This is a genomic window from Lysinibacillus sp. NPDC097195 (assembly GCF_044762075.1).
GTDB lineage: Bacteria > Bacillota > Bacilli > Bacillales_A > Planococcaceae > Lysinibacillus.
In genome coordinates, this window is record NZ_JBIWDP010000012.1 from 1 (window position 1) to 17,381 (window position 17,381).

Annotated in this window: 19 protein-coding genes, 1 tRNA gene, 1 other RNA gene and 1 pseudogene; 5 read left to right on the forward strand and 17 right to left on the reverse strand. The window is 37.9% G+C overall.

The window, feature by feature from the left end:
- Nucleotides 1-246: 246 nt before the first annotated feature.
- The 6 genes from ACIQXI_RS21710 to ffs form a co-directional block, all read right to left on the reverse strand.
- Complete coding sequence (locus ACIQXI_RS21710) at nucleotides 247-519, reverse strand: pro-sigmaK processing inhibitor BofA family protein (RefSeq protein WP_402928572.1); 273 nt, start codon at nucleotides 517-519, stop codon at nucleotides 247-249.
- 69 nt (nucleotides 520-588) lie between these two features.
- Complete coding sequence (locus ACIQXI_RS21715) at nucleotides 589-804, reverse strand: YaaL family protein (protein WP_402928574.1); 216 nt, start codon at nucleotides 802-804, stop codon at nucleotides 589-591.
- A 13-nt stretch (nucleotides 805-817) separates the two neighbouring features.
- Nucleotides 818-1,414, reverse strand: a complete 597-nt coding sequence (gene recR / locus ACIQXI_RS21720; RefSeq protein WP_402928576.1) for a recombination mediator RecR — start codon at nucleotides 1,412-1,414, stop codon at nucleotides 818-820.
- 11 nt (nucleotides 1,415-1,425) lie between these two features.
- Nucleotides 1,426-1,740 carry a YbaB/EbfC family nucleoid-associated protein gene (locus ACIQXI_RS21725; protein WP_402928578.1) on the reverse strand — a complete coding sequence of 105 codons (315 nt, stop codon included), beginning with the start codon at nucleotides 1,738-1,740 and terminating at the stop codon, nucleotides 1,426-1,428.
- 20 nt (nucleotides 1,741-1,760) lie between these two features.
- Nucleotides 1,761-3,548, reverse strand: coding sequence for a DNA polymerase III subunit gamma/tau (gene dnaX, locus ACIQXI_RS21730; RefSeq protein WP_402928580.1), 1,788 nt, complete (start codon nucleotides 3,546-3,548; stop codon nucleotides 1,761-1,763).
- 143 nt (nucleotides 3,549-3,691) lie between these two features.
- An RNA gene (gene ffs / locus ACIQXI_RS21735) (signal recognition particle sRNA large type) lies at nucleotides 3,692-3,959 on the reverse strand.
- A 183-nt stretch (nucleotides 3,960-4,142) separates the two neighbouring features.
- On the opposite strand from ffs, the gene ACIQXI_RS21740 reads away from it, so the two are divergent.
- From ACIQXI_RS21740 to ACIQXI_RS21755, 4 genes are all read left to right on the forward strand, one after another.
- Nucleotides 4,143-4,235, forward strand: a tRNA-Ser gene (locus tag ACIQXI_RS21740).
- Between the two features lie 144 nt (nucleotides 4,236-4,379).
- Complete coding sequence (locus tag ACIQXI_RS21745; protein ID WP_402928582.1) at nucleotides 4,380-5,642, forward strand: ATP-binding protein; 1,263 nt, start codon at nucleotides 4,380-4,382, stop codon at nucleotides 5,640-5,642.
- Nucleotides 5,643-6,521 (forward strand): response regulator, encoded by an 879-nt coding sequence (locus tag ACIQXI_RS21750; protein ID WP_340821479.1) that lies wholly within the window; start codon nucleotides 5,643-5,645, stop codon nucleotides 6,519-6,521.
- 92 nt (nucleotides 6,522-6,613) lie between these two features.
- On the forward strand, nucleotides 6,614-7,888 hold the full coding sequence (locus tag ACIQXI_RS21755) for a cation:dicarboxylate symporter family transporter (RefSeq protein WP_402928584.1): 1,275 nt from the start codon (nucleotides 6,614-6,616) through the stop codon (nucleotides 7,886-7,888).
- A 46-nt stretch (nucleotides 7,889-7,934) separates the two neighbouring features.
- On the opposite strand, the gene ACIQXI_RS21760 is transcribed toward ACIQXI_RS21755, so the two are convergent.
- From ACIQXI_RS21760 to ACIQXI_RS21810, 11 genes and pseudogenes are all read right to left on the reverse strand, one after another.
- Nucleotides 7,935-8,555, reverse strand: coding sequence for an RraA family protein (locus ACIQXI_RS21760; protein ID WP_402928586.1), 621 nt, complete (start codon nucleotides 8,553-8,555; stop codon nucleotides 7,935-7,937).
- Between the two features lie 155 nt (nucleotides 8,556-8,710).
- The gene (locus ACIQXI_RS21765; protein ID WP_402928618.1) at nucleotides 8,711-9,202 is read right to left on the reverse strand and encodes a methyl-accepting chemotaxis protein; all 492 of its coding nucleotides are present in this window, start codon (nucleotides 9,200-9,202) and stop codon (nucleotides 8,711-8,713) included.
- A 42-nt stretch (nucleotides 9,203-9,244) separates the two neighbouring features.
- Nucleotides 9,245-9,637 (reverse strand): annotated as a pseudogene (locus ACIQXI_RS21770) (PAS domain-containing protein); the annotation flags it as partial.
- A 123-nt stretch (nucleotides 9,638-9,760) separates the two neighbouring features.
- A complete protein-coding gene (locus ACIQXI_RS21775) occupies nucleotides 9,761-10,306 on the reverse strand; it encodes an LOG family protein (RefSeq protein WP_402928587.1) in 546 nt (181 codons plus the stop codon).
- A 207-nt stretch (nucleotides 10,307-10,513) separates the two neighbouring features.
- Nucleotides 10,514-11,182, reverse strand: coding sequence for a deoxynucleoside kinase (locus ACIQXI_RS21780; protein ID WP_402928589.1), 669 nt, complete (start codon nucleotides 11,180-11,182; stop codon nucleotides 10,514-10,516).
- Nucleotides 11,179-11,817 carry a deoxynucleoside kinase gene (locus ACIQXI_RS21785; RefSeq protein WP_402928591.1) on the reverse strand — a complete coding sequence of 213 codons (639 nt, stop codon included), beginning with the start codon at nucleotides 11,815-11,817 and terminating at the stop codon, nucleotides 11,179-11,181. Before ACIQXI_RS21785 ends, ACIQXI_RS21780 begins: the two co-directional genes overlap by 4 nt.
- Nucleotides 11,818-12,242: 425 nt before the next feature.
- Nucleotides 12,243-14,654, reverse strand: a complete 2,412-nt coding sequence (locus ACIQXI_RS21790; protein WP_402928592.1) for a heavy metal translocating P-type ATPase — start codon at nucleotides 14,652-14,654, stop codon at nucleotides 12,243-12,245.
- 81 nt (nucleotides 14,655-14,735) lie between these two features.
- Nucleotides 14,736-14,942, reverse strand: coding sequence for a copper chaperone CopZ (gene copZ / locus ACIQXI_RS21795; RefSeq protein ID WP_402928594.1), 207 nt, complete (start codon nucleotides 14,940-14,942; stop codon nucleotides 14,736-14,738).
- Nucleotides 14,943-15,000: 58 nt separating this feature from the next.
- Nucleotides 15,001-15,333: a metal-sensitive transcriptional regulator gene (locus ACIQXI_RS21800; protein ID WP_402928596.1), complete on the reverse strand. Its 333-nt coding sequence runs from the start codon at nucleotides 15,331-15,333 to the stop codon at nucleotides 15,001-15,003.
- A 69-nt stretch (nucleotides 15,334-15,402) separates the two neighbouring features.
- On the reverse strand, nucleotides 15,403-16,353 hold the full coding sequence (locus tag ACIQXI_RS21805) for a cation diffusion facilitator family transporter (RefSeq protein WP_402928598.1): 951 nt from the start codon (nucleotides 16,351-16,353) through the stop codon (nucleotides 15,403-15,405).
- A gap of 33 nt (nucleotides 16,354-16,386) precedes the next feature.
- Nucleotides 16,387-16,722 carry an ArsR/SmtB family transcription factor gene (locus tag ACIQXI_RS21810; RefSeq protein ID WP_402928600.1) on the reverse strand — a complete coding sequence of 112 codons (336 nt, stop codon included), beginning with the start codon at nucleotides 16,720-16,722 and terminating at the stop codon, nucleotides 16,387-16,389.
- Nucleotides 16,723-16,859: 137 nt separating this feature from the next.
- Between ACIQXI_RS21810 and tadA the strand changes: the two genes are divergently transcribed.
- On the forward strand, nucleotides 16,860-17,351 hold the full coding sequence (gene tadA / locus ACIQXI_RS21815) for a tRNA adenosine(34) deaminase TadA (RefSeq protein ID WP_402928602.1): 492 nt from the start codon (nucleotides 16,860-16,862) through the stop codon (nucleotides 17,349-17,351).
- Nucleotides 17,352-17,381: the final 30 nt, after the last annotated feature.

The following is a 17,381-nucleotide window of genomic DNA, read 5'->3' on the forward strand; positions in this document are numbered from 1 at the left end:
ATGTCCAAAATTTTTGTTTCGTTCGCTAACCGAAGTTAGCTCAGAAACTATATTGATTACGTTTTGCTTGTTCAGTTTTCAAGGTTCATTTCGTTACCTTTTGTTTCAGCAACTCTTATATAATACCATCTTTTCAAAACGATGTCAACAATTTATTTTAATTGTTTTTTGTTTTATATAAGTTATTTTGTTGTTGTCTTAACGACTCTTATTACTATATCACAATATTTATAGTTTGCAAGTCTTTTATAAAAAAAATATTAAAAAAGTGATTCCTAGCACTCCTGGAATGCCTAATATTGCAATAGTGAACACTGAAAACAGGTTGATAGGCACATTATAACCGCTATAGCCTACACATAAATGGATTATAAATAATAATAAAAAGGCAAATGCAAATCGGAACCAAAATACAGATAGTCCTTCTAATAGTTTTCCTAATTTAACATGTCTTCCTACTATATAAAGAAAAAGAAGCGCTACAGGTACACATATACTTACAATTACAATCCACGGCATACGATTGCCTCCTTCGATAATAATGATGTAAGTTTATGATTCCCATGTCGCTTCTATAACTCTCGACTATTATTTAATTAATACCCGCCGAATTCTTGCTTCTTTAAATAAATAAAAATGAATACTTTCAGCAGCTTTCCGTTGAGCAATAACTTCTAAATCATAATCATTTAATAATTCTTCAATTACTTTCGCTTGCTGTAAATCTTCTTTTGTTTCTTTAATAAGGCTAACAAGCTTTTCGTCAAATTCTTTTTTTAGCTTTCCTTTATTGCGGAAGAACATCTCAATCCCTCACTCATAACTCTCGACGGCCTTCCATTGCCTTCGATAACGTTACTTCATCAGCATATTCTAAATCTCCACCAACTGGTAATCCATGTGCAATACGTGTTGTACGAATACCAGATGGCTTAACAAGACGAGAGATGTACATAGCTGTTGCTTCACCTTCAATAGTAGAATTAGTTGCTAAAATTAGCTCCTGTACAGTTTCATCTTGTAGGCGTACTAAAAGGGAAGCTACATTGATATCCTCTGGACCGATACCATCCATCGGAGAAATAGCCCCTTGCAACACATGATACTTCCCATGATAATCACGCATTTTTTCCATTGCAATAACGTCCTTTGTATCTTGCACAACACAAATCACGGAACCATCACGTTGTTTATCCGTACAAATGTGACATGGATCTACATCGGTAATATTGCCGCAAACAGAACAATAACTTAAATTACGTTTTGCATCAATTAACGCTTTTGAAAAGGAAAGAACGTCATCTTCTTTCATTGTTAACACAAAAAACGCCAGTCGAGCCGCGGTTTTCGGCCCGATACCTGGCAATTTCATAAAACTATCGATTAATTTTGATATTGGTTCTGGGTAATACATATTGTTACCTCCTAGAATGGAAGGTTCATGCCTTGTGTGAATTTACCCATTGTTGCATTTGTTTTGTCATCCACTTTTTTAAGTGCATCATTTGTTGCAACAACAATTAAATCTTGTAGCATTTCGATATCGTCTGGGTCTACTACTGATGAATCAAGATTCACTTCTACAACTTCACGTTGACCAGTAACTGTTACCTTCACCATACCGCCGCCAGCAACACCTTCAAATTGTTCAGCATTTAAAGCCTCTTGAGCTTCCATCATTTCTTTTTGCATTTTTTGCATTTTCTTCATCATGCCTTGCATATTTCCCATTCCACGCATAACCTATTCCTCCTAAGTAATCATTCTTCAATAATTTCAATAAAATCTTTACCAAACAGCTTTTCCGCTTCCATCACAAGTGGATCCTGTGATGCAAGTGGTTGCGCATCATCGATAAATGGTTCTTCTGGCATCTCTGCCGGTGGTGGTTCTAATAATTCAACATTCGGATCATCATGCTCTAACTGTGCTTTCTTTTGTTGTAAGCCATGATCACGAATGAAATCTTCACGCAACTTTAACCAGGTTTCTTCAGGTGTACAAAGCATTTCGTACATTGTGCCCGTTTGACCTGCAAGCAGTTGTGTAAATTGTGCTTTTAGCATTTGATTATCAGCAACCATTTGACAATGAATATCATACTTGAATTTTAACACAAAAGCACTCGAAGATGCCGCCACAGGTTCAGCTTCTGCTAAAAGAGCTGATTGTGACTTTTGCATTTGATCTAACGCCTGCGCCCAAACAGCTTTTAAGCGCTGGACATCTTGCTTTGTCGCATCTTTTAGCACTTCTTGAATACGTCCAGTAGGAGCCTTGTAGCCATTTGGACTTTTTGCGCGCGGCCGTTGTTCTTTTGTAGCCTGAACAGCTTGGGCCGGTACACCGTTTTGTAATTGTGCTGACAACTGTTGCACTATTTGTTCCAAAGCCACTATCTTTTGAGCTAGCTCTGGACTCATAGCCACTTCGCTAGACGCGCCTGCTTGCTGTACTACACCACCCGAAAACTGCGTCATTTTAAGTAGCGCTGTTTCCAAATAGATTTTCGTATGATGGGAAAAGCGCATTTCTTGTTGCGTTTTCGCTAAAATATCAATGTAGCCATAAAGCATATCCGGCGCAAAATCATGCGCTAGTGCAAAAACACGCTCCTCAGGTGATACTAACTCTAACAATTCAGCTAAATTTTCACTCGTTTGTAGAAGAAGTAAATCACGGAAAAATGTAATTAAATCCTCAGACAAGCGCAATGGATCTTTACCATCTGCAATTAGCTGTTCTAAAAGGGCAAGCATTTGTGCCACATCTTTTACTTTTAATGCTTCCGCTAAATCATAGAATACGTCCTGACTAATTGAGCCAGTAACAAGTAGGGCGTCTTCTAGTTTCAGCATCTCACCACTGAAGGAAACAACCTGATCTAACAAACTCAAAGCATCACGCATACCACCTGCAGCTGATTGCGCAATAACTTTTAGCCCCTGTTCATCAAATGGCAACTCAATATCTTCTAATACAACCTTCATACGCTCAATAATATCGTTCGTTGAAAGTCGTTTAAAATCAAATCGTTGACACCGTGAAATAATTGTCGCTGGTAATTTATGAGGTTCTGTTGTGGCTAAAATAAATACAGCATGTGAAGGCGGTTCTTCTAACGTTTTTAAAAGCGCATTGAAGGCACTTGTAGACAGCATATGCACTTCGTCAATAATATACACTTTAAACCTACTGCTCGCAGGGGCAAAACGAACCTTTTCAATAATGTCACGTATTTCTTCAACACGTGAATTCGATGCCGCATCAAATTCAATAACATCTGGATGCGAACCATCTGTAATGCTTAAACATGTTGCGCACTCATTACACGGTTCGCTCGCTGGAGCATGCTCGCAATTTAAAGCTTTGGCAAAAATTTTCGCTGTACTTGTTTTCCCGGTTCCACGTGGTCCAGAAAACAAATAGGCATGCGTTGTTTTATTCGCTAGGAGAGCATTTTGCAGCGTTCTTTTGACATGTGCTTGACCTGACATTTCTCTGAACGATTGCGGTCTATACACACGATAAAATGCTTGATACGTCAAAGATTTCCTCTCCCCTTCTTTTTAAATAGTAATAAAACTATTATAGCATCGGCTGCCTTGTTTATAAAACCTTGTCCTTTTTGGGTATAAAAAAAACGCATTTGCCTACAATAGGCAAATGCGTTTGAATTGGCAATTTAATGCCGTGCACCTTTCTTCGACAGCCGCACATAAGCGTTACTCTTGTCGTTAGCTCAGATTAGGCAACCCCGCGGCACATGAATAAGACCACTTAATGCTGCTTCCTTCCGGACCTGACATGGTTCATGGGTATCCATTGCGCAGGACCCAATCGTCAACACTACGTGCAAAAGGCAGACCAAACAATACGGACAGCCTCGAAAAAGGAATTCAGTCTCGCTAGAGCGGATTGCGAGTTACAGGACACCGCTACCTTCCCACCTAGCACGGCAATAACTAGTATACTTTCAGTTTTCATAAAATGCAACGAATTGCACAAATTATTTAAGTCCACTTTAAGTAACTTCATTTTTGCAGTATAAAAACTAAAAGTTTTTTTGAAAAGTTGTTGACGTAAAAATAAAAACGTGGTAAATTAATTCTTGTCGATAAGACAACAACGTAATATTACATGGAGGTATACCCAAGTCTGGCTGAAGGGATCGGTCTTGAAAACCGACAGGCGGGTAACACCGCGCGGGGGTTCGAATCCCTCTACCTCCTCCATTTTTTTAATCCGACTACGCAATGTAGCCGTTTTTTTTTACTCAAAATTGTATGTCTTACTTATTCAATACCACTTCCTTTTAGGTTGTGGTATTTTTTTATTAGCTATTTTGCTCTACTAACAATTTAGAGAGGATATTTTTTATGTATTCAAAGTTTGTTATATCTCGCACTTCTCTCACATGGATTCTCATGATTGCTTTATTAACAGCTATCGGCAGTGAAATTAAGATTATCCCATTCGCGAATACTTCTTTTCGTTTCGGATTAGGCACAATTATTTTCTTTTTATGTACCTTACTTAAACCAACGCCTATTATTTTAGCGGGTATTGCAACAAGTATTGTAACGACCACTTTACGAATCGCTATTAGTTACTATACGGATCATCTATCTTTCATTGAGGCTATATATCATCATTTACCTGCTGGTACATTTTATTTGTTATTTGCCCTATGCCTACAGCTTTTAAATATTCATCAATTTCGTGAAAAACCGCTAAAACTAGGATTACTCGTTGCCTTCAGTGAGGTCATTAGCAATTTAGCAGAACAATTATTACGATTTTTCGTACAATCTTATACAATTTTATTTATTCATGACTTGCTCATTCTATTAGCTGTTGCCTTGTTACGTAGTTTTTTTGTTGTCGGTATTTACAGCTCTATTGTGATTGCCGAGCAAAAAAAGCGTGTGCAGGAAATGCTGACGATTGGTTCAGACTTGTACGTAGAGACACTTTATTTAAAAAAATCAATGAATCATATTGAAGCAATTACCGCCAATGGATTTGATTTATATCGACAATTAAAAGCCCAAGGAAATCGCTCAGAAAGTTTACAGGCACTTCATATTGCCCAGGAAATTCATGAGGTTAAAAAAGATTCACAGCGTATTTACGCTGGGATATCTAAAATTGTCGGCGATAAAAGCTTTGGCTATCTAAGATTATCAGAATTATTACATTATATAGAAGATGGTAATCGTAAATACAGTGAGCTACTCGGTAAAGAGGTGCAATTTCATGTAAGTCTAGATACAGATTTTTTAACGCATGAGCATATTGCCTTACTAGCACTTTTAAACAATTTAACTGCAAATGCCGTAGAGGCAATAGAAGAACAAGGTGTCATATCTGTTGATATTCAGCAACAAGAGGTTGATACTGTAATAACGGTAAGTGATGATGGAAAAGGAATCTCCGAAAGTGACCTTTCTATTATTTTTGAGCCTGGCTACACAACCAAATATAATGTAGAAGGTGTAGCGGCTACGGGAATTGGACTTTCGCATGTCGCTGAATTAATTTCAAAATTAGATGGCTCCATCTCAGTTGAATCAAATAACTACAAAACAGTGTTTAAAATTATAATTCCTACGCAAACTATTCAAACGGGAGAGACTTAAATGAGGTATTTTATTGTAGATGATGATCGTGCAAGTCGCGTGATGCTGAAACAAATTATTGAAGATAGTGGTTTAGGCACAGTCATCGGCGAAGCACGCAATGGAGTGGACGCCATTCCTCAAATATTAATGACACAGCCAGAGTTTGTGCTAATCGATTTACTCATGCCCAAGCTGGATGGCATAGCTACAGTAGAGCATCTTCTTCAAAATCGATTTGAAGGACAGTTTATCATGATTTCACAAGTTGTTAATAAGGAAATGGTGGGCGAGGCATATGAACAAGGTATAGACTTTTTTATTCATAAGCCAATTAACAGAATTGAGGTGGAGAATGTTTTACGTAAAACGACGGAACAATTCCGTCTAAAAAATTCTCTATTAGTGATTCGGCAATCGTTAACGAACATTGACCTTAGCGAACAAATAAACAATAAAGCCACATCGAGAGATCATATTCAATCTATCTTAAACGATATGGGTATTGTCGGTGAAATTGGTAGCGAGGATATTATTGCAATAATTGAAACATTGCTAGCTCATCAACATAAAATTGCGCCACTTCCTCCATTAAAAGAACTGTATGAGGAGATCGCAGCTGTTACCAAGGCCACTCCAGACGAAATTTTAAAAGAGAGTAAAGCTATTGAACAGCGTGTGCGTCGAACAATTTTAGCAGCAATGATTAATCTCGCCAATTTAGGGGTAGTTGATTATACGAATTCAGAATTTGAATATTATGCACCTCGATACTTTGATTTTAAAGAGATTCGCCAGCTTATGACGCAAATCGAAGACCATGGCAATCGTAAAGCTAAAGTCAATATTAAGAAGTTTATTCAGGTGTTATATTCAGACATTTTAACAAAAGTAAATTAATTTTCTCGGATTTTGTCGGATTTTATAAGTCCTCCGTATTATTAAAGTAAGGGATGTCCTAAAAATTTTAATATAGGGGAGGAATTAAGATTTTGAAAAAGAAATTTAAAATCAGTTTAGCCGCTCAAATTTTAATCGGTTTGATTTTAGGGATAATTGTTGGTGGTATCTTTTATGGTAACCCCAAAATTGAGACATATTTACAACCACTAGGAGATATTTTTCTACATCTGATTAAGATGATTGTAGTTCCTATTATCATTTCGACTTTAATTGTTGGTGTTGCTGGAACTGGAGACATTAAACAGCTCGGAAGATTAGGCGGAAAAACGCTTATTTACTTTGAAATTATCACAACAGTAGCAATTGTTGTTGGATTATTATCAGCAAACCTGTTCCATCCGGGTGCTGGCATAAATATGAACGAACTTTCACAAGGGGATATTTCAAAATACGTTTCAACAACTGAAGAAGTTCAGCACGAAGGTCCATTTGATATTATTGTAGGTATCGTACCGACAAACATTATTCAATCAATGGCTGAAGGCAATATGCTTGCTATCATCTTCTTCTCTGTAATCTTTGGTTTAGGGGTAGCTGCAATTGGAGAACGAGGTAAGCCAGTATTAGACTTCTTCCAAGGTGTAGCGGACGCAATGTTCTGGGTAACAAACCTTGTAATGAAATTTGCTCCGATTGGGGTTTTTGGTTTAATTGGTGTAACCGTTTCCAAATATGGGTTTGCTTCCCTTATACCACTTGGCAAGCTAGCAATTCTTGTTTATGCAACGATGATTTTCTTCATCTTCATCGTTCTTGGACTTGTAGCAAAATTTGCAGGCGTCAATATTTTCTACTTAATTAAAGTGTTAAAAGACGAATTAATTTTAGCCTTTTCTACTGCTAGTTCGGAAGCTGTATTACCACGTGTAATGATGAAAATGGAGAAGCTAGGGGCACCGAAGGATATTGTTTCCTTTGTTATTCCTACTGGTTATTCTTTCAACCTTGATGGATCAACATTGTATCAAGCAATCGCCGCTTTGTTCATTGCCCAAATGTATGGTATCCACTTAAGCATCGGGGAACAAATTACGTTAATGCTTGTACTAATGGTTACATCTAAAGGGATTGCGGGTGTACCAGGCGTATCATTCGTAGTATTACTTGCAACTTTAGGTACTGTTGGTATTCCAATTGAAGGCTTAGCATTCATTGCTGGTATCGACCGTATTCTTGATATGGGACGAACAGTAGTGAACGTAATCGGTAACTCTCTAGCGTCATTAGTAATGGCGAAATGGGAAGGCCGCTTCGATAAAGAAAAAATGAAAAACTACTTTAAAGACAATAAAAATTTAGCATAAGTCTAAAAAAATCCTCACGATGGAATAATGCATCGTGAGGATTTTTTTATTTTGCTAATACTTTATCTAAATAAGCGATAATGGATTCTTTACCATGTGCATGCGCTTCTTGTGCGCGCACTTCATCTTTTTTAACTTTTGCTTCAGCAGCGGCGACAATTTGCTCTGCATCTCCCTGTGGTACCACAATAACACCATCAATATCTCCGATAATATAATCACCTGGTTGTACAGTCACACCGCCAATAGCAATGGGACCATTTACTTTACCACCACCATGTTTATTGCCAGCTGCTACCGTTGTTCCAAGTGCAAATACAGGGAAATCTAGCTCTCGGATAGCCTCAATATCCCGAATAACGCCGTCAACAACAAAGCCCTGTACACCCATCCCCTTTGCTAGTGAAATGACAAAATCACCTGCAACAGCACGATTAGTGTTGCTCTTTGCATCAATGACTAATATATCGCCCTCACTAGCTGCTCGAATTGCTTCCAGTACTGCTCCATTCTCTCCATCTGGTAAACGGACAGTAACCGCTCGACCAGCTATTTTAAAATGATCGGCTAACGGTTTAATGTCACTGCGTAAATTTGTATGTCCACCAGTAGCATCTGAAATGGCCGTCGTTGGTAAATGTTTAAAACTTACTTCCACCTTTGTCATATATAACACCCCTTCATATTTTAGCCTTCCATCAATCATTGTAAATAAAAGCCCTCTACTATTTCAATATAATTCAGAAAATTTAGTTAAGTAAAAGTGTGCGAAAAAAAACCTAAGGCATTGTTAATGTTATTACCATGTGCCTCAGGTGTCTTTTATATAATTTCAATAAATTGTTTGGAACGCGCATCTAATGCCTCTGCAGCAGAAGCAATTTCGATAAAGTCGCTTGTCGTAACATTAATTTGCCCATTAGTCTTTTCAACTTCCTCAGAAATTCGCGTAATGCTATCTGTTACTTGCTCGATTTCGCGTACTATCCCTTCCACATTGTCTTTCACTTCTGCAATGGATTGCTCAACTCTTACTGAAAGCTTTCGTACTTCTTTTGCGACCACATCAAAACCTCTTCCATACTCACCTGCTCTTGCCGCTTCGATGGCTGCATTTAATGCAAGCAAGTTTGTTTGAGACGCAATTCCTTGAATCGTTTTAACAATACCTTTTATAGATTCGGCTTGGTTTTGCAATTGAGCAAGGTTTTTGACATTGTCCGAAGATTCCTTTGACACTCGTTGAATCTTTTCAAGTAGATCCTCACTATTTTTTATGCCCGCCTCAGAACGACTATACAGTTCGGTGGACATTTGCTTCAACTGATCTGCGACAGTCACAATAGTGTTTTGACGATCAGTAATATTCGTTGCGATTTTGGAAACGCCAATGACTCTTCTAGAGTTATTATCAAATACCGGCATATAAGTCGCCTCAAGCCATATACTATTTCCTTGTGCATCCATTCGCTCTATTTTATCTTGATAACTTTTACCTGCTGCTAGGTTGCGCCAAAATCGGTCATAATCAAGACTTTTTGCAAAATGCGGGAAACAAAATTCCCTATGATCTTTCCCCATCATTGTTTCTACTGTATAACCCATCGTATTTGCAAAAAGCTCATTTACATAAGCTACTTTTCGGTTCATATCAAAGCGGATAATCGCTATATTACGTTCAATTGCCTGAACGACTAAATCATCTGTGACTTGTGTATCATTTTTCTGCATAATATCCACCTCCATCATTCTTTTTTACTAGTTCAATTCTTATTTTATTTTATATTACAATAAATTATATTGTCATATATTATAATATATCTAATGGCATCTTAAAAATACTATAAATTTGTATTTTTAGTGTATTTATGCTCAATTATGTTTTTCTTCATTTATTATGGATAAAACGTCATCTGCTGTTGTAGCTACACGAATCAATGATTTTTGGTCTGCACGGATAAAACCCTCTTCCAACATGCGGGTAAAATGCTGTAAAAGTGTATCGTAAAAACCATTAATATTAAATAAAATAACAGGTTTTGCATGCAAGCCTATTTGAGCCCATGTAAATACTTCAAAGTATTCGTCCATTGTACCGCCACCACCTGGTAACGCAATGAATGCATCTGCTAGTTCCACCATTTTTGCTTTGCGTACATGCATAGATTCTACAAAATGGATTTCTGTCAATGAAGCATGGACACTTTCTTGTTTCTGCAAATGCGTCGGCATGACACCGATGACATCACCACCTGCTGCTAATGTTGCATCTGCTACTTTCCCCATTAACCCCATTTTAGAGCCACCATAGACAACACCATGGCCATTTTGTGCTAATACTGTTCCTAACTCCGTCGCCTGTTCCGCATAGATTGGGTTATTGCCTAATCCTGAACCACAATATACCGCTATTCTCATCAATATTCCTCCTATTACAAAAGACGTGATAACAATAGGCTTCGTATTGTCTCACGTCTTTTGGTCTTTTTTATTTAGCCTTACAACATTACTTTAAGTCTAACTTTATGTGTTCACTCTGATTTTCATAAATGGCTTGTTTATACCTGCCGTTTTATTTTCGACCACAACACGTTTTAAAGCATAGGCATTTTTCTAGTACTTCTCCTATTTTCGTAAATGGCTTGTTTGTTTTAGCATATGACTGATGCGGCTCACAATTGATTCAATTGCCTCCGGATTTTTTAATAAATCATAATCATTAATATCTAAACGTAATACAGGGCATGAATTAAAATTATTAATCCAATTTTCATAGCGCTCATGCATTTCAATCCAGTAATCATTTGGTGTTTGTTGTTCCATCTCACGGCCACGCTCTTGAATACGACCAATTACATCATCAATCGGTCCCTCTAAATACACGACTAAGTCTGGGTGTGGGAAATAAGGTGTCATCACCATAGCATCAAATAAATTACGATATGTCTCGTAATCTATTGGGCTCATTGTCCCTTTATCATAATGCATTTTCGCAAAAATCCCTGTATCTTCATAAATAGAGCGATCTTGTACAAAACCACCGCCGTATTCGAAAATACGTTTTTGCTCTTTAAAACGTTCAGCTAGGAAATACACTTGTAAGTGGAAGCTCCATTTTTCAAAGTCATCGTAAAATTTATCTAAATACGGATTTGTGTCTACTTTTTCAAAGGATGTACGGAAATTAAGTGCTTCTGCTAGCGCCTTTGTCATCGTTGATTTTCCTACACCAACAGTCCCGGCAATGGTAATCACAGTTTGTGATGGAATATCATATTTTTCTCTCAAATTCATTGTTGCATGCTCCTTTGTTGAATCGTTTCTTCAATTGTTTTTAAAACATACTGTAAATCTTGTGGGTTTTTTACAAAATCAAGCTGATCTCCATTGAATCGAATAACAGGAATTTCAGGATGCAACTTTTCAAAATGCTCAGTAAAAGTATGATAGTCGGCTACCAGTTGTTCCATATATTCACGTGATATCATTTTTTCAAATTCACGTCCTCGTTTCGCGATACGTTGCATTAACGTATCGACACTCGCATGTAAATAGACGACTACATTTGGCACAGGCATATCTTTCGTTAAAATTTGATAGATTTCCTCATACTTATCATACTCGGTAGGTGCTAACGTACGCTTAGCAAAAATTAAATTTTTAAAAATATGATAGTCCGATACGACAGCTGTTTTTTGTGCTAAACGTAATTTTTTTATATCTGTTAATTGCTTATAGCGATTACATAAGAAGAACATTTCCGTTTGGAAACTCCATTCCTCGATATCTTCATAAAACTTATTTAAAAACGGATTTTCGTCTACTATTTCTTTTAATAGATGGTAATTAAATGTCGCTGCTACCTCTTTTGCCAAAGAAGTTTTGCCTACACCAATCGGACCTTCTATCGCAACAAATGGAACCGTCACCAGAAGTTCCTCCTTTATGTTTAGGATTCTATGAGTCAATTATGCCATTATTTTAAGGCGCGCTCGTATAAAATTAAAATTAATCAGTGCTTTTCATTGTATCATAGTGCGAAAATGAAAAACAGAATCAACCTGCCTCTCAATTTATACCATCATTTTATATGCACAATTGATAGAATATCCAATCAAATATAGCGCAAGCTAACTATAAATATTAGAAAGAAAACTAGTTGATGCTAGCGAAGCCGGTGACGTCTGCTCAAAATTGCATACAATAAAGCCGCAGGCACTTCGCGCGCTCTCGGATACAGCTTACGGAGTGCCCGTTGAAAGCACTTGACGTAGCACGACAGAGCAAAAAAGTGTTAGATTGACTGCAAGTCAATCTAACACTTTTTACTTTTTAGCCCAAGCTCTAATCATATTTATAATTTTACTCTTTGTAAGCGCAAGGCATTTAACACAACAGATACTGAGCTGAATGCCATTGCTGCTCCTGCTACCCATGGTGCAAGTAGGCCCATCGCGGCAATGGGAATACCTAATGTATTATAAGCGAATGCCCAAAATAGGTTTTGTTTAATATTGCGCATTGTTTTACGACTCATAATAATAGCATCCGCAATGCTATTTAAATCGCCGCGAATTAGCGTTATATCTGCTGCCTCCATTGCCACGTCTGTACCTGTTCCAATGGCCATTCCTATATCGGCTGTTGCTAATGCAGGTGCATCATTGATACCATCACCGACCATCGCGACATGATTACCAGCAGCTTGAAGTTTTTTCACTTCATCCGCTTTGCCCTCTGGCAGGACTTCCGCGATAACATCATTGACACCAACTTCTTCACCGATTGCTTGTGCAGTTCGTTTGTTATCACCCGTCATCATAATGACCGTTATACCCATTTCCTGTAAACGATGAATGGCTGCTTTAGAAGTATCTTTAACCGTATCCGCTACCGCAACAAGACCAGCATATTGACCATTAATAGCAGCTAACATAGCAGTCTTACCGCTCTCTTCTAACTGTTCCATTGTCGGCATTATTGCCTTTATGTCTATATCGTATTGTTGCATTAATTTACGCGTTCCAATGACAACACCTTGACCTGAGACAGTTGCTTGCACACCGTAACCCGGAATTGCCTCAAAAAATTGAACATTGCCAAGCTCGATACCTCGATCCTCAATTCCTTGCACAATTGCTTGCGCTAACGGATGCTCCGATTGTTTTTCTGCCGCGCCAATTAAGGCAAGAACATGCGCTTCCTCTTGATTGGCCGCTAGAATCACGTCCGTTAAAACAGGTTTCCCATGTGTCACTGTACCTGTTTTATCGACAACGACAGTATCAATGCGTTGAGTCTGCTCTAAATGCTCGCCACCTTTAAATAAAATTCCAAACTCTGCTGCTCGACCAGAGCCTGCCATAATAGAGGTTGGTGTCGCTAAGCCTAGCGCACAAGGACATGCAATTACAAGAACCGCAATTAATACTTCAAGAGCTGGTGTAAATTCCCCAGGTTTTACCCATAAAATCCATACAAGGAACGTCACAATAGCAATCCCAACAACTATTGGTACGAAAATGCCTGAAATTTGGTCAGCTAAGCGTTGAATAGGTGCTTTTGAACCTTGAGCATCTTCGACAACTTTAATAATTTGAGCTAATGCTGTATCACGCCCAACCTTCGTAGCCGACATTTTCACAAAACCATTTTTATTAATAGTGGAACCGTATAATACATCACCTTGCTTTTTATCTACCGGAAGACTTTCCCCAGTTAGCATTGATTCATCAACAGCCGTTGTGCCTTCTAATACGGCACCATCCACTGGAATTTTCTCACCAGGTTTCACTAATAATATGTCACCTATACCAACTTCCTCTAATGGTACTTCTCTTTCTACGCCATCTCGTATAACGATAGCTGATTTTGCTTGAAGGCCCATAAGCTTTTTAATAGCTTCCGATGAACGACCTTTTGCTTTAGCTTCGAATAATTTACCTAATAATATTAACGTAATTAAAACGGCACTCGTTTCAAAATATAGATGTGGTCCGTGGTGTGAATTGATTGTAACAATCGCTTGGTAAACGCTGTAGAAATATGCTGCAGACGTCCCCATGACAACAAGAACATCCATATTAGCACTGCCATTACGTAAGGCTTTATATGCTCCTACGTAAAATTGTTTACCGATAATAAATTGAACCGGCGTAGCTAACACTAATTGCACCCAAGGATTCATTAAAAAATCAGGGACGTATAAAAAGGATGTAAAAGAAAAATGACCAACCATCGTCCACAGTAAAGGCAGTGAAAGAATGGCAGCGAAAATAAGTTTTTGTTGCTGTTGTTTTATAGCCTGTTCTCGATGATCTACTGTTGCTTGTTCATCCGCTTTCTGGTGCGCTCCATATCCTAATTTCTCAACCTTCCCGATAATATCAGAGACAGACACTTCTGTTGGATTAAATTCGATTGTTGCTTTTTCAAGGGCTAAATTAACAGAAGCCGTTGATACGCCTGGTAGTTTATTTAACCCTTTTTCTATTCGTGTAGCACATGCCGCGCACGTCATACCTGTAAGTTCAAGTTCTGTTTTTTGCTTCACCACACCATAACCTAGTGCTTCAATCTTTTTTTCAAAATCTGCTTCACTCAATTTGGCTGGATCATATTTTATAGAGGACTTTTCAAGCGCTAAGTTTACAGTTGCTTGCTCGACGCCCTCCATTTTATTTAAACCTTTTTCTATTCGAGTAGCGCACGCTGCACAAGTCATACCTGTAATTTGTAGGTTAGTTTCCTTGAATTCAGTACTCATTACCTTTCCACCTCTTTCTATACCTTATAGGGGTATATAAATTAGAAAATAAGAGAGTGCTTTGTAAGCACCCTACTTATCTTATTCTACCTCATAGCCTTGATCGTCAATCGTTTCTTTAATTTGCGCAAGTAATACTTGTGCATCATCAAACGCTACATCTACCAAGCCATCAGCCAAATTTACTTTTACTTGTTCTACGCCCGCTAGTGCACCTACACTTTTTTCTACTGAATTTACACAATGTCCACATGACATTCCTTGTACGTTTAACGTTACATTTTGCATAACTATCTCTCCTTTAAGTTAAATTAAAATACTATATATAGAGTAACTACCCGTAAAATTATTTTTTCATCAATTTTTGAATGGTCACGACTAACTCATCTAGGACCGCTTCATCACCTTCAGATAGGCGATCAACGACACAGCCTTTTAAATGACCTTCTAATAAAATTTTTGCTACGCTATTTAAAGCTGATTGTGTAGCAGACAGTTGCGTTATTATATCATCACAGTAAACGTCTTTTTCAATCATTCCCTTAATGCCTCGAATTTGACCTTCTACGCGGTTTAGACGAGTTGTTAAATCTTTTTTCACACGTTCAGGGTGATGACTTTTTCGACACGACGCATTTTCTTCTGTATGACAAGCATCATCTTTCACTGTGTCCTCCATTGGTTCACCTCCTATTTCCCTCTCATCATACTATACCCACGAAGGGTATGTAAATAGGCATTTTATTTTTTAATCATGATCGTGATGTGCTTGCTCACTTTTTATATTACATAAAATCGATTCATCATGACGATTTGCTACAGTTTCTAATTGAATCGTTACATGCTTTATACCCTTATGTTGAAGATTATGTTCAATTTCGCGTAATATATGCTCGCTCTCGCCAATGTTTAGTTGACTATCGACAACTGCATGACAGGAAAGTGCATTTGTGCCACTCGTAATCGTCCAAATATGAAGATCATGGATACTTTGCACACCTGCTGTCTGCTCGATTATTTGAATAATTTCCTCAGCGTCGACATTTGATGGTGTTCCTTCCATAAGAACATGGACAGCAGCCTTTGTAACAAAATAGCCACTACGTAAAACTAATAATGCTACAATAACGCTCGCAAGCGGATCTGCCCAGCCCCAGCCGAAAAACATAATAACTAATGCGGCAATGATGGCACCGACAGAGCCAAGCATATCACTAAGAACATGTAAAAATGCACCGCGCATATTTAAATTGTCTTGTGTATCGCCGCCACGCATCATAATCCATGCGACTAAAACATTGATTAACAGCCCAATAACGCTAATAATAAGCATACCTGTCGTTGCTACTTCAGGAGGATTTACAAAACGCTCTATGGCTTCATAGAAAATAAATAATGCTATTAAAATTAATGTCACACCATTTAACACTGCAGCTAAAATTTCGAACCGTTTATAGCCATAGGTTTTACTATAGCTTGCTGCCTTTTCTCCAAACTTAAATGCAAGGAGTGCTATTGCTAATGAAATTGAATCGCTTAACATATGCCCAGCGTCTGATAGCAGTGCCAAACTATTCGTTACATAACCACCAATTGCTTCTACCACCATATAACTCGTAATAATGATAAAAGATAGTAAAAGTACCTTTTTATTAGCGCCATGTGTATGATCATGGCCATGCTCGTGATTGTGTCCCATCGTTTTCCCCTCCAAAATTAATTAAACTAAAGTTTAGTTATGTGTAGCATGTTCAATTGCTTGCTTCAATAAATTCATAATGTGATCATCATCTTTTGAATAATATAAGGTTGTGCCTTCTCTTCTGAATTTTACTAGTCGCAAATTTTTTAAAAACCGTAATTGATGAGAAACAGTTGATTGACTTAAGTCTAATATTTCCGCAATATCGTTAACCGAGTGCTCATCTGAACATAATAAATTTAATATGCGTATTCTCGTTGGATCACTCAATGCTTTAAATGTTTGAGATACAACAAATAGTGTTTCTTCATCTAGATGCTGTCCCTTTGCATTCTCCAGTTCTACAGGTTTAACTTGTTCATCCATTTTTGTTCCTCCTACAATATATTTATATATGAGCATGTGTTCATATATAAATATATATGGTTATTTTAGGAATGTCAATCTATAGCAAAGCACAAAACTTCATACCCGTGATACACTACATATAAGGAGAGATACTAGTGGATATTTTTGAAACCGATCGAAAATTTATGGGCCAAGCCCTTGAAGAAGCAAAAAAGGCTGCCTTGCTTGGTGAGGTGCCAATAGGAGCCGTTCTTGTCTATAAAGGAGAGGTTATTGCGCGGGCGCATAATCTACGAGAAACAACCCAAAATGCAACAACCCATGCGGAATTAATGGTCATTCAAGAAGCATGTAAACAACTAGGTAGTTGGCGTCTCGAAGAAACTACCCTCTATGTCACGCTGGAACCATGTCCTATGTGTGCGGGGGCAATTTTGCAATCACGCGTGCCTCGTGTCGTTTACGGTGCGAGGGATATCAAAGCAGGATGTGTTGATTCACTGTATCATTTATTAAATGATGCCCGTTTTAACCATGAATGTGATGTTACCGAAGGAATGATGGCCGAACAATGTGGTCAAATTTTAACGGATTTTTTCAGAGCATTACGCGAGCGCAAAAAGGCAGAAAAAAAGCACGCAAAATAACAGATTAAGGTTGTTTGTAATGTGCACTAT

Excerpts from the sequence above, each read along its gene's own strand:
- ACIQXI_RS21710 (WP_402928572.1), bottom strand. The coding sequence starts at position 519 with ATGCCGTGGATTGTAATTGTAAGTATATGTGTACCTGTAGCGCTTCTT.
- ACIQXI_RS21715 (WP_402928574.1), bottom strand. The coding sequence starts at position 804 with ATGTTCTTCCGCAATAAAGGAAAGCTAAAAAAAGAATTTGACGAAAAG.
- recR (WP_402928576.1), bottom strand. The coding sequence starts at position 1,414 with ATGTATTACCCAGAACCAATATCAAAATTAATCGATAGTTTTATGAAA.
- ACIQXI_RS21725 (WP_402928578.1), bottom strand. The coding sequence starts at position 1,740 with ATGCGTGGAATGGGAAATATGCAAGGCATGATGAAGAAAATGCAAAAA.
- ACIQXI_RS21745 (WP_402928582.1), top strand. The coding sequence starts at position 4,380 with ATGTATTCAAAGTTTGTTATATCTCGCACTTCTCTCACATGGATTCTC.
- ACIQXI_RS21750 (WP_340821479.1), top strand. The coding sequence starts at position 5,643 with ATGAGGTATTTTATTGTAGATGATGATCGTGCAAGTCGCGTGATGCTG.
- ACIQXI_RS21760 (WP_402928586.1), bottom strand. The coding sequence starts at position 8,555 with ATGACAAAGGTGGAAGTAAGTTTTAAACATTTACCAACGACGGCCATT.
- ACIQXI_RS21765 (WP_402928618.1), bottom strand. The coding sequence starts at position 9,202 with ATGTCCACCGAACTGTATAGTCGTTCTGAGGCGGGCATAAAAAATAGT.
- ACIQXI_RS21775 (WP_402928587.1), bottom strand. The coding sequence starts at position 10,306 with ATGAGAATAGCGGTATATTGTGGTTCAGGATTAGGCAATAACCCAATC.
- ACIQXI_RS21780 (WP_402928589.1), bottom strand. The coding sequence starts at position 11,182 with ATGAATTTGAGAGAAAAATATGATATTCCATCACAAACTGTGATTACC.
- ACIQXI_RS21790 (WP_402928592.1), bottom strand. The coding sequence starts at position 14,654 with ATGAGTACTGAATTCAAGGAAACTAACCTACAAATTACAGGTATGACT.
- copZ (WP_402928594.1), bottom strand. The coding sequence starts at position 14,942 with ATGCAAAATGTAACGTTAAACGTACAAGGAATGTCATGTGGACATTGT.
- ACIQXI_RS21800 (WP_402928596.1), bottom strand. The coding sequence starts at position 15,333 with ATGGAGGACACAGTGAAAGATGATGCTTGTCATACAGAAGAAAATGCG.
- ACIQXI_RS21805 (WP_402928598.1), bottom strand. The coding sequence starts at position 16,353 with ATGGGACACAATCACGAGCATGGCCATGATCATACACATGGCGCTAAT.
- ACIQXI_RS21810 (WP_402928600.1), bottom strand. The coding sequence starts at position 16,722 with ATGGATGAACAAGTTAAACCTGTAGAACTGGAGAATGCAAAGGGACAG.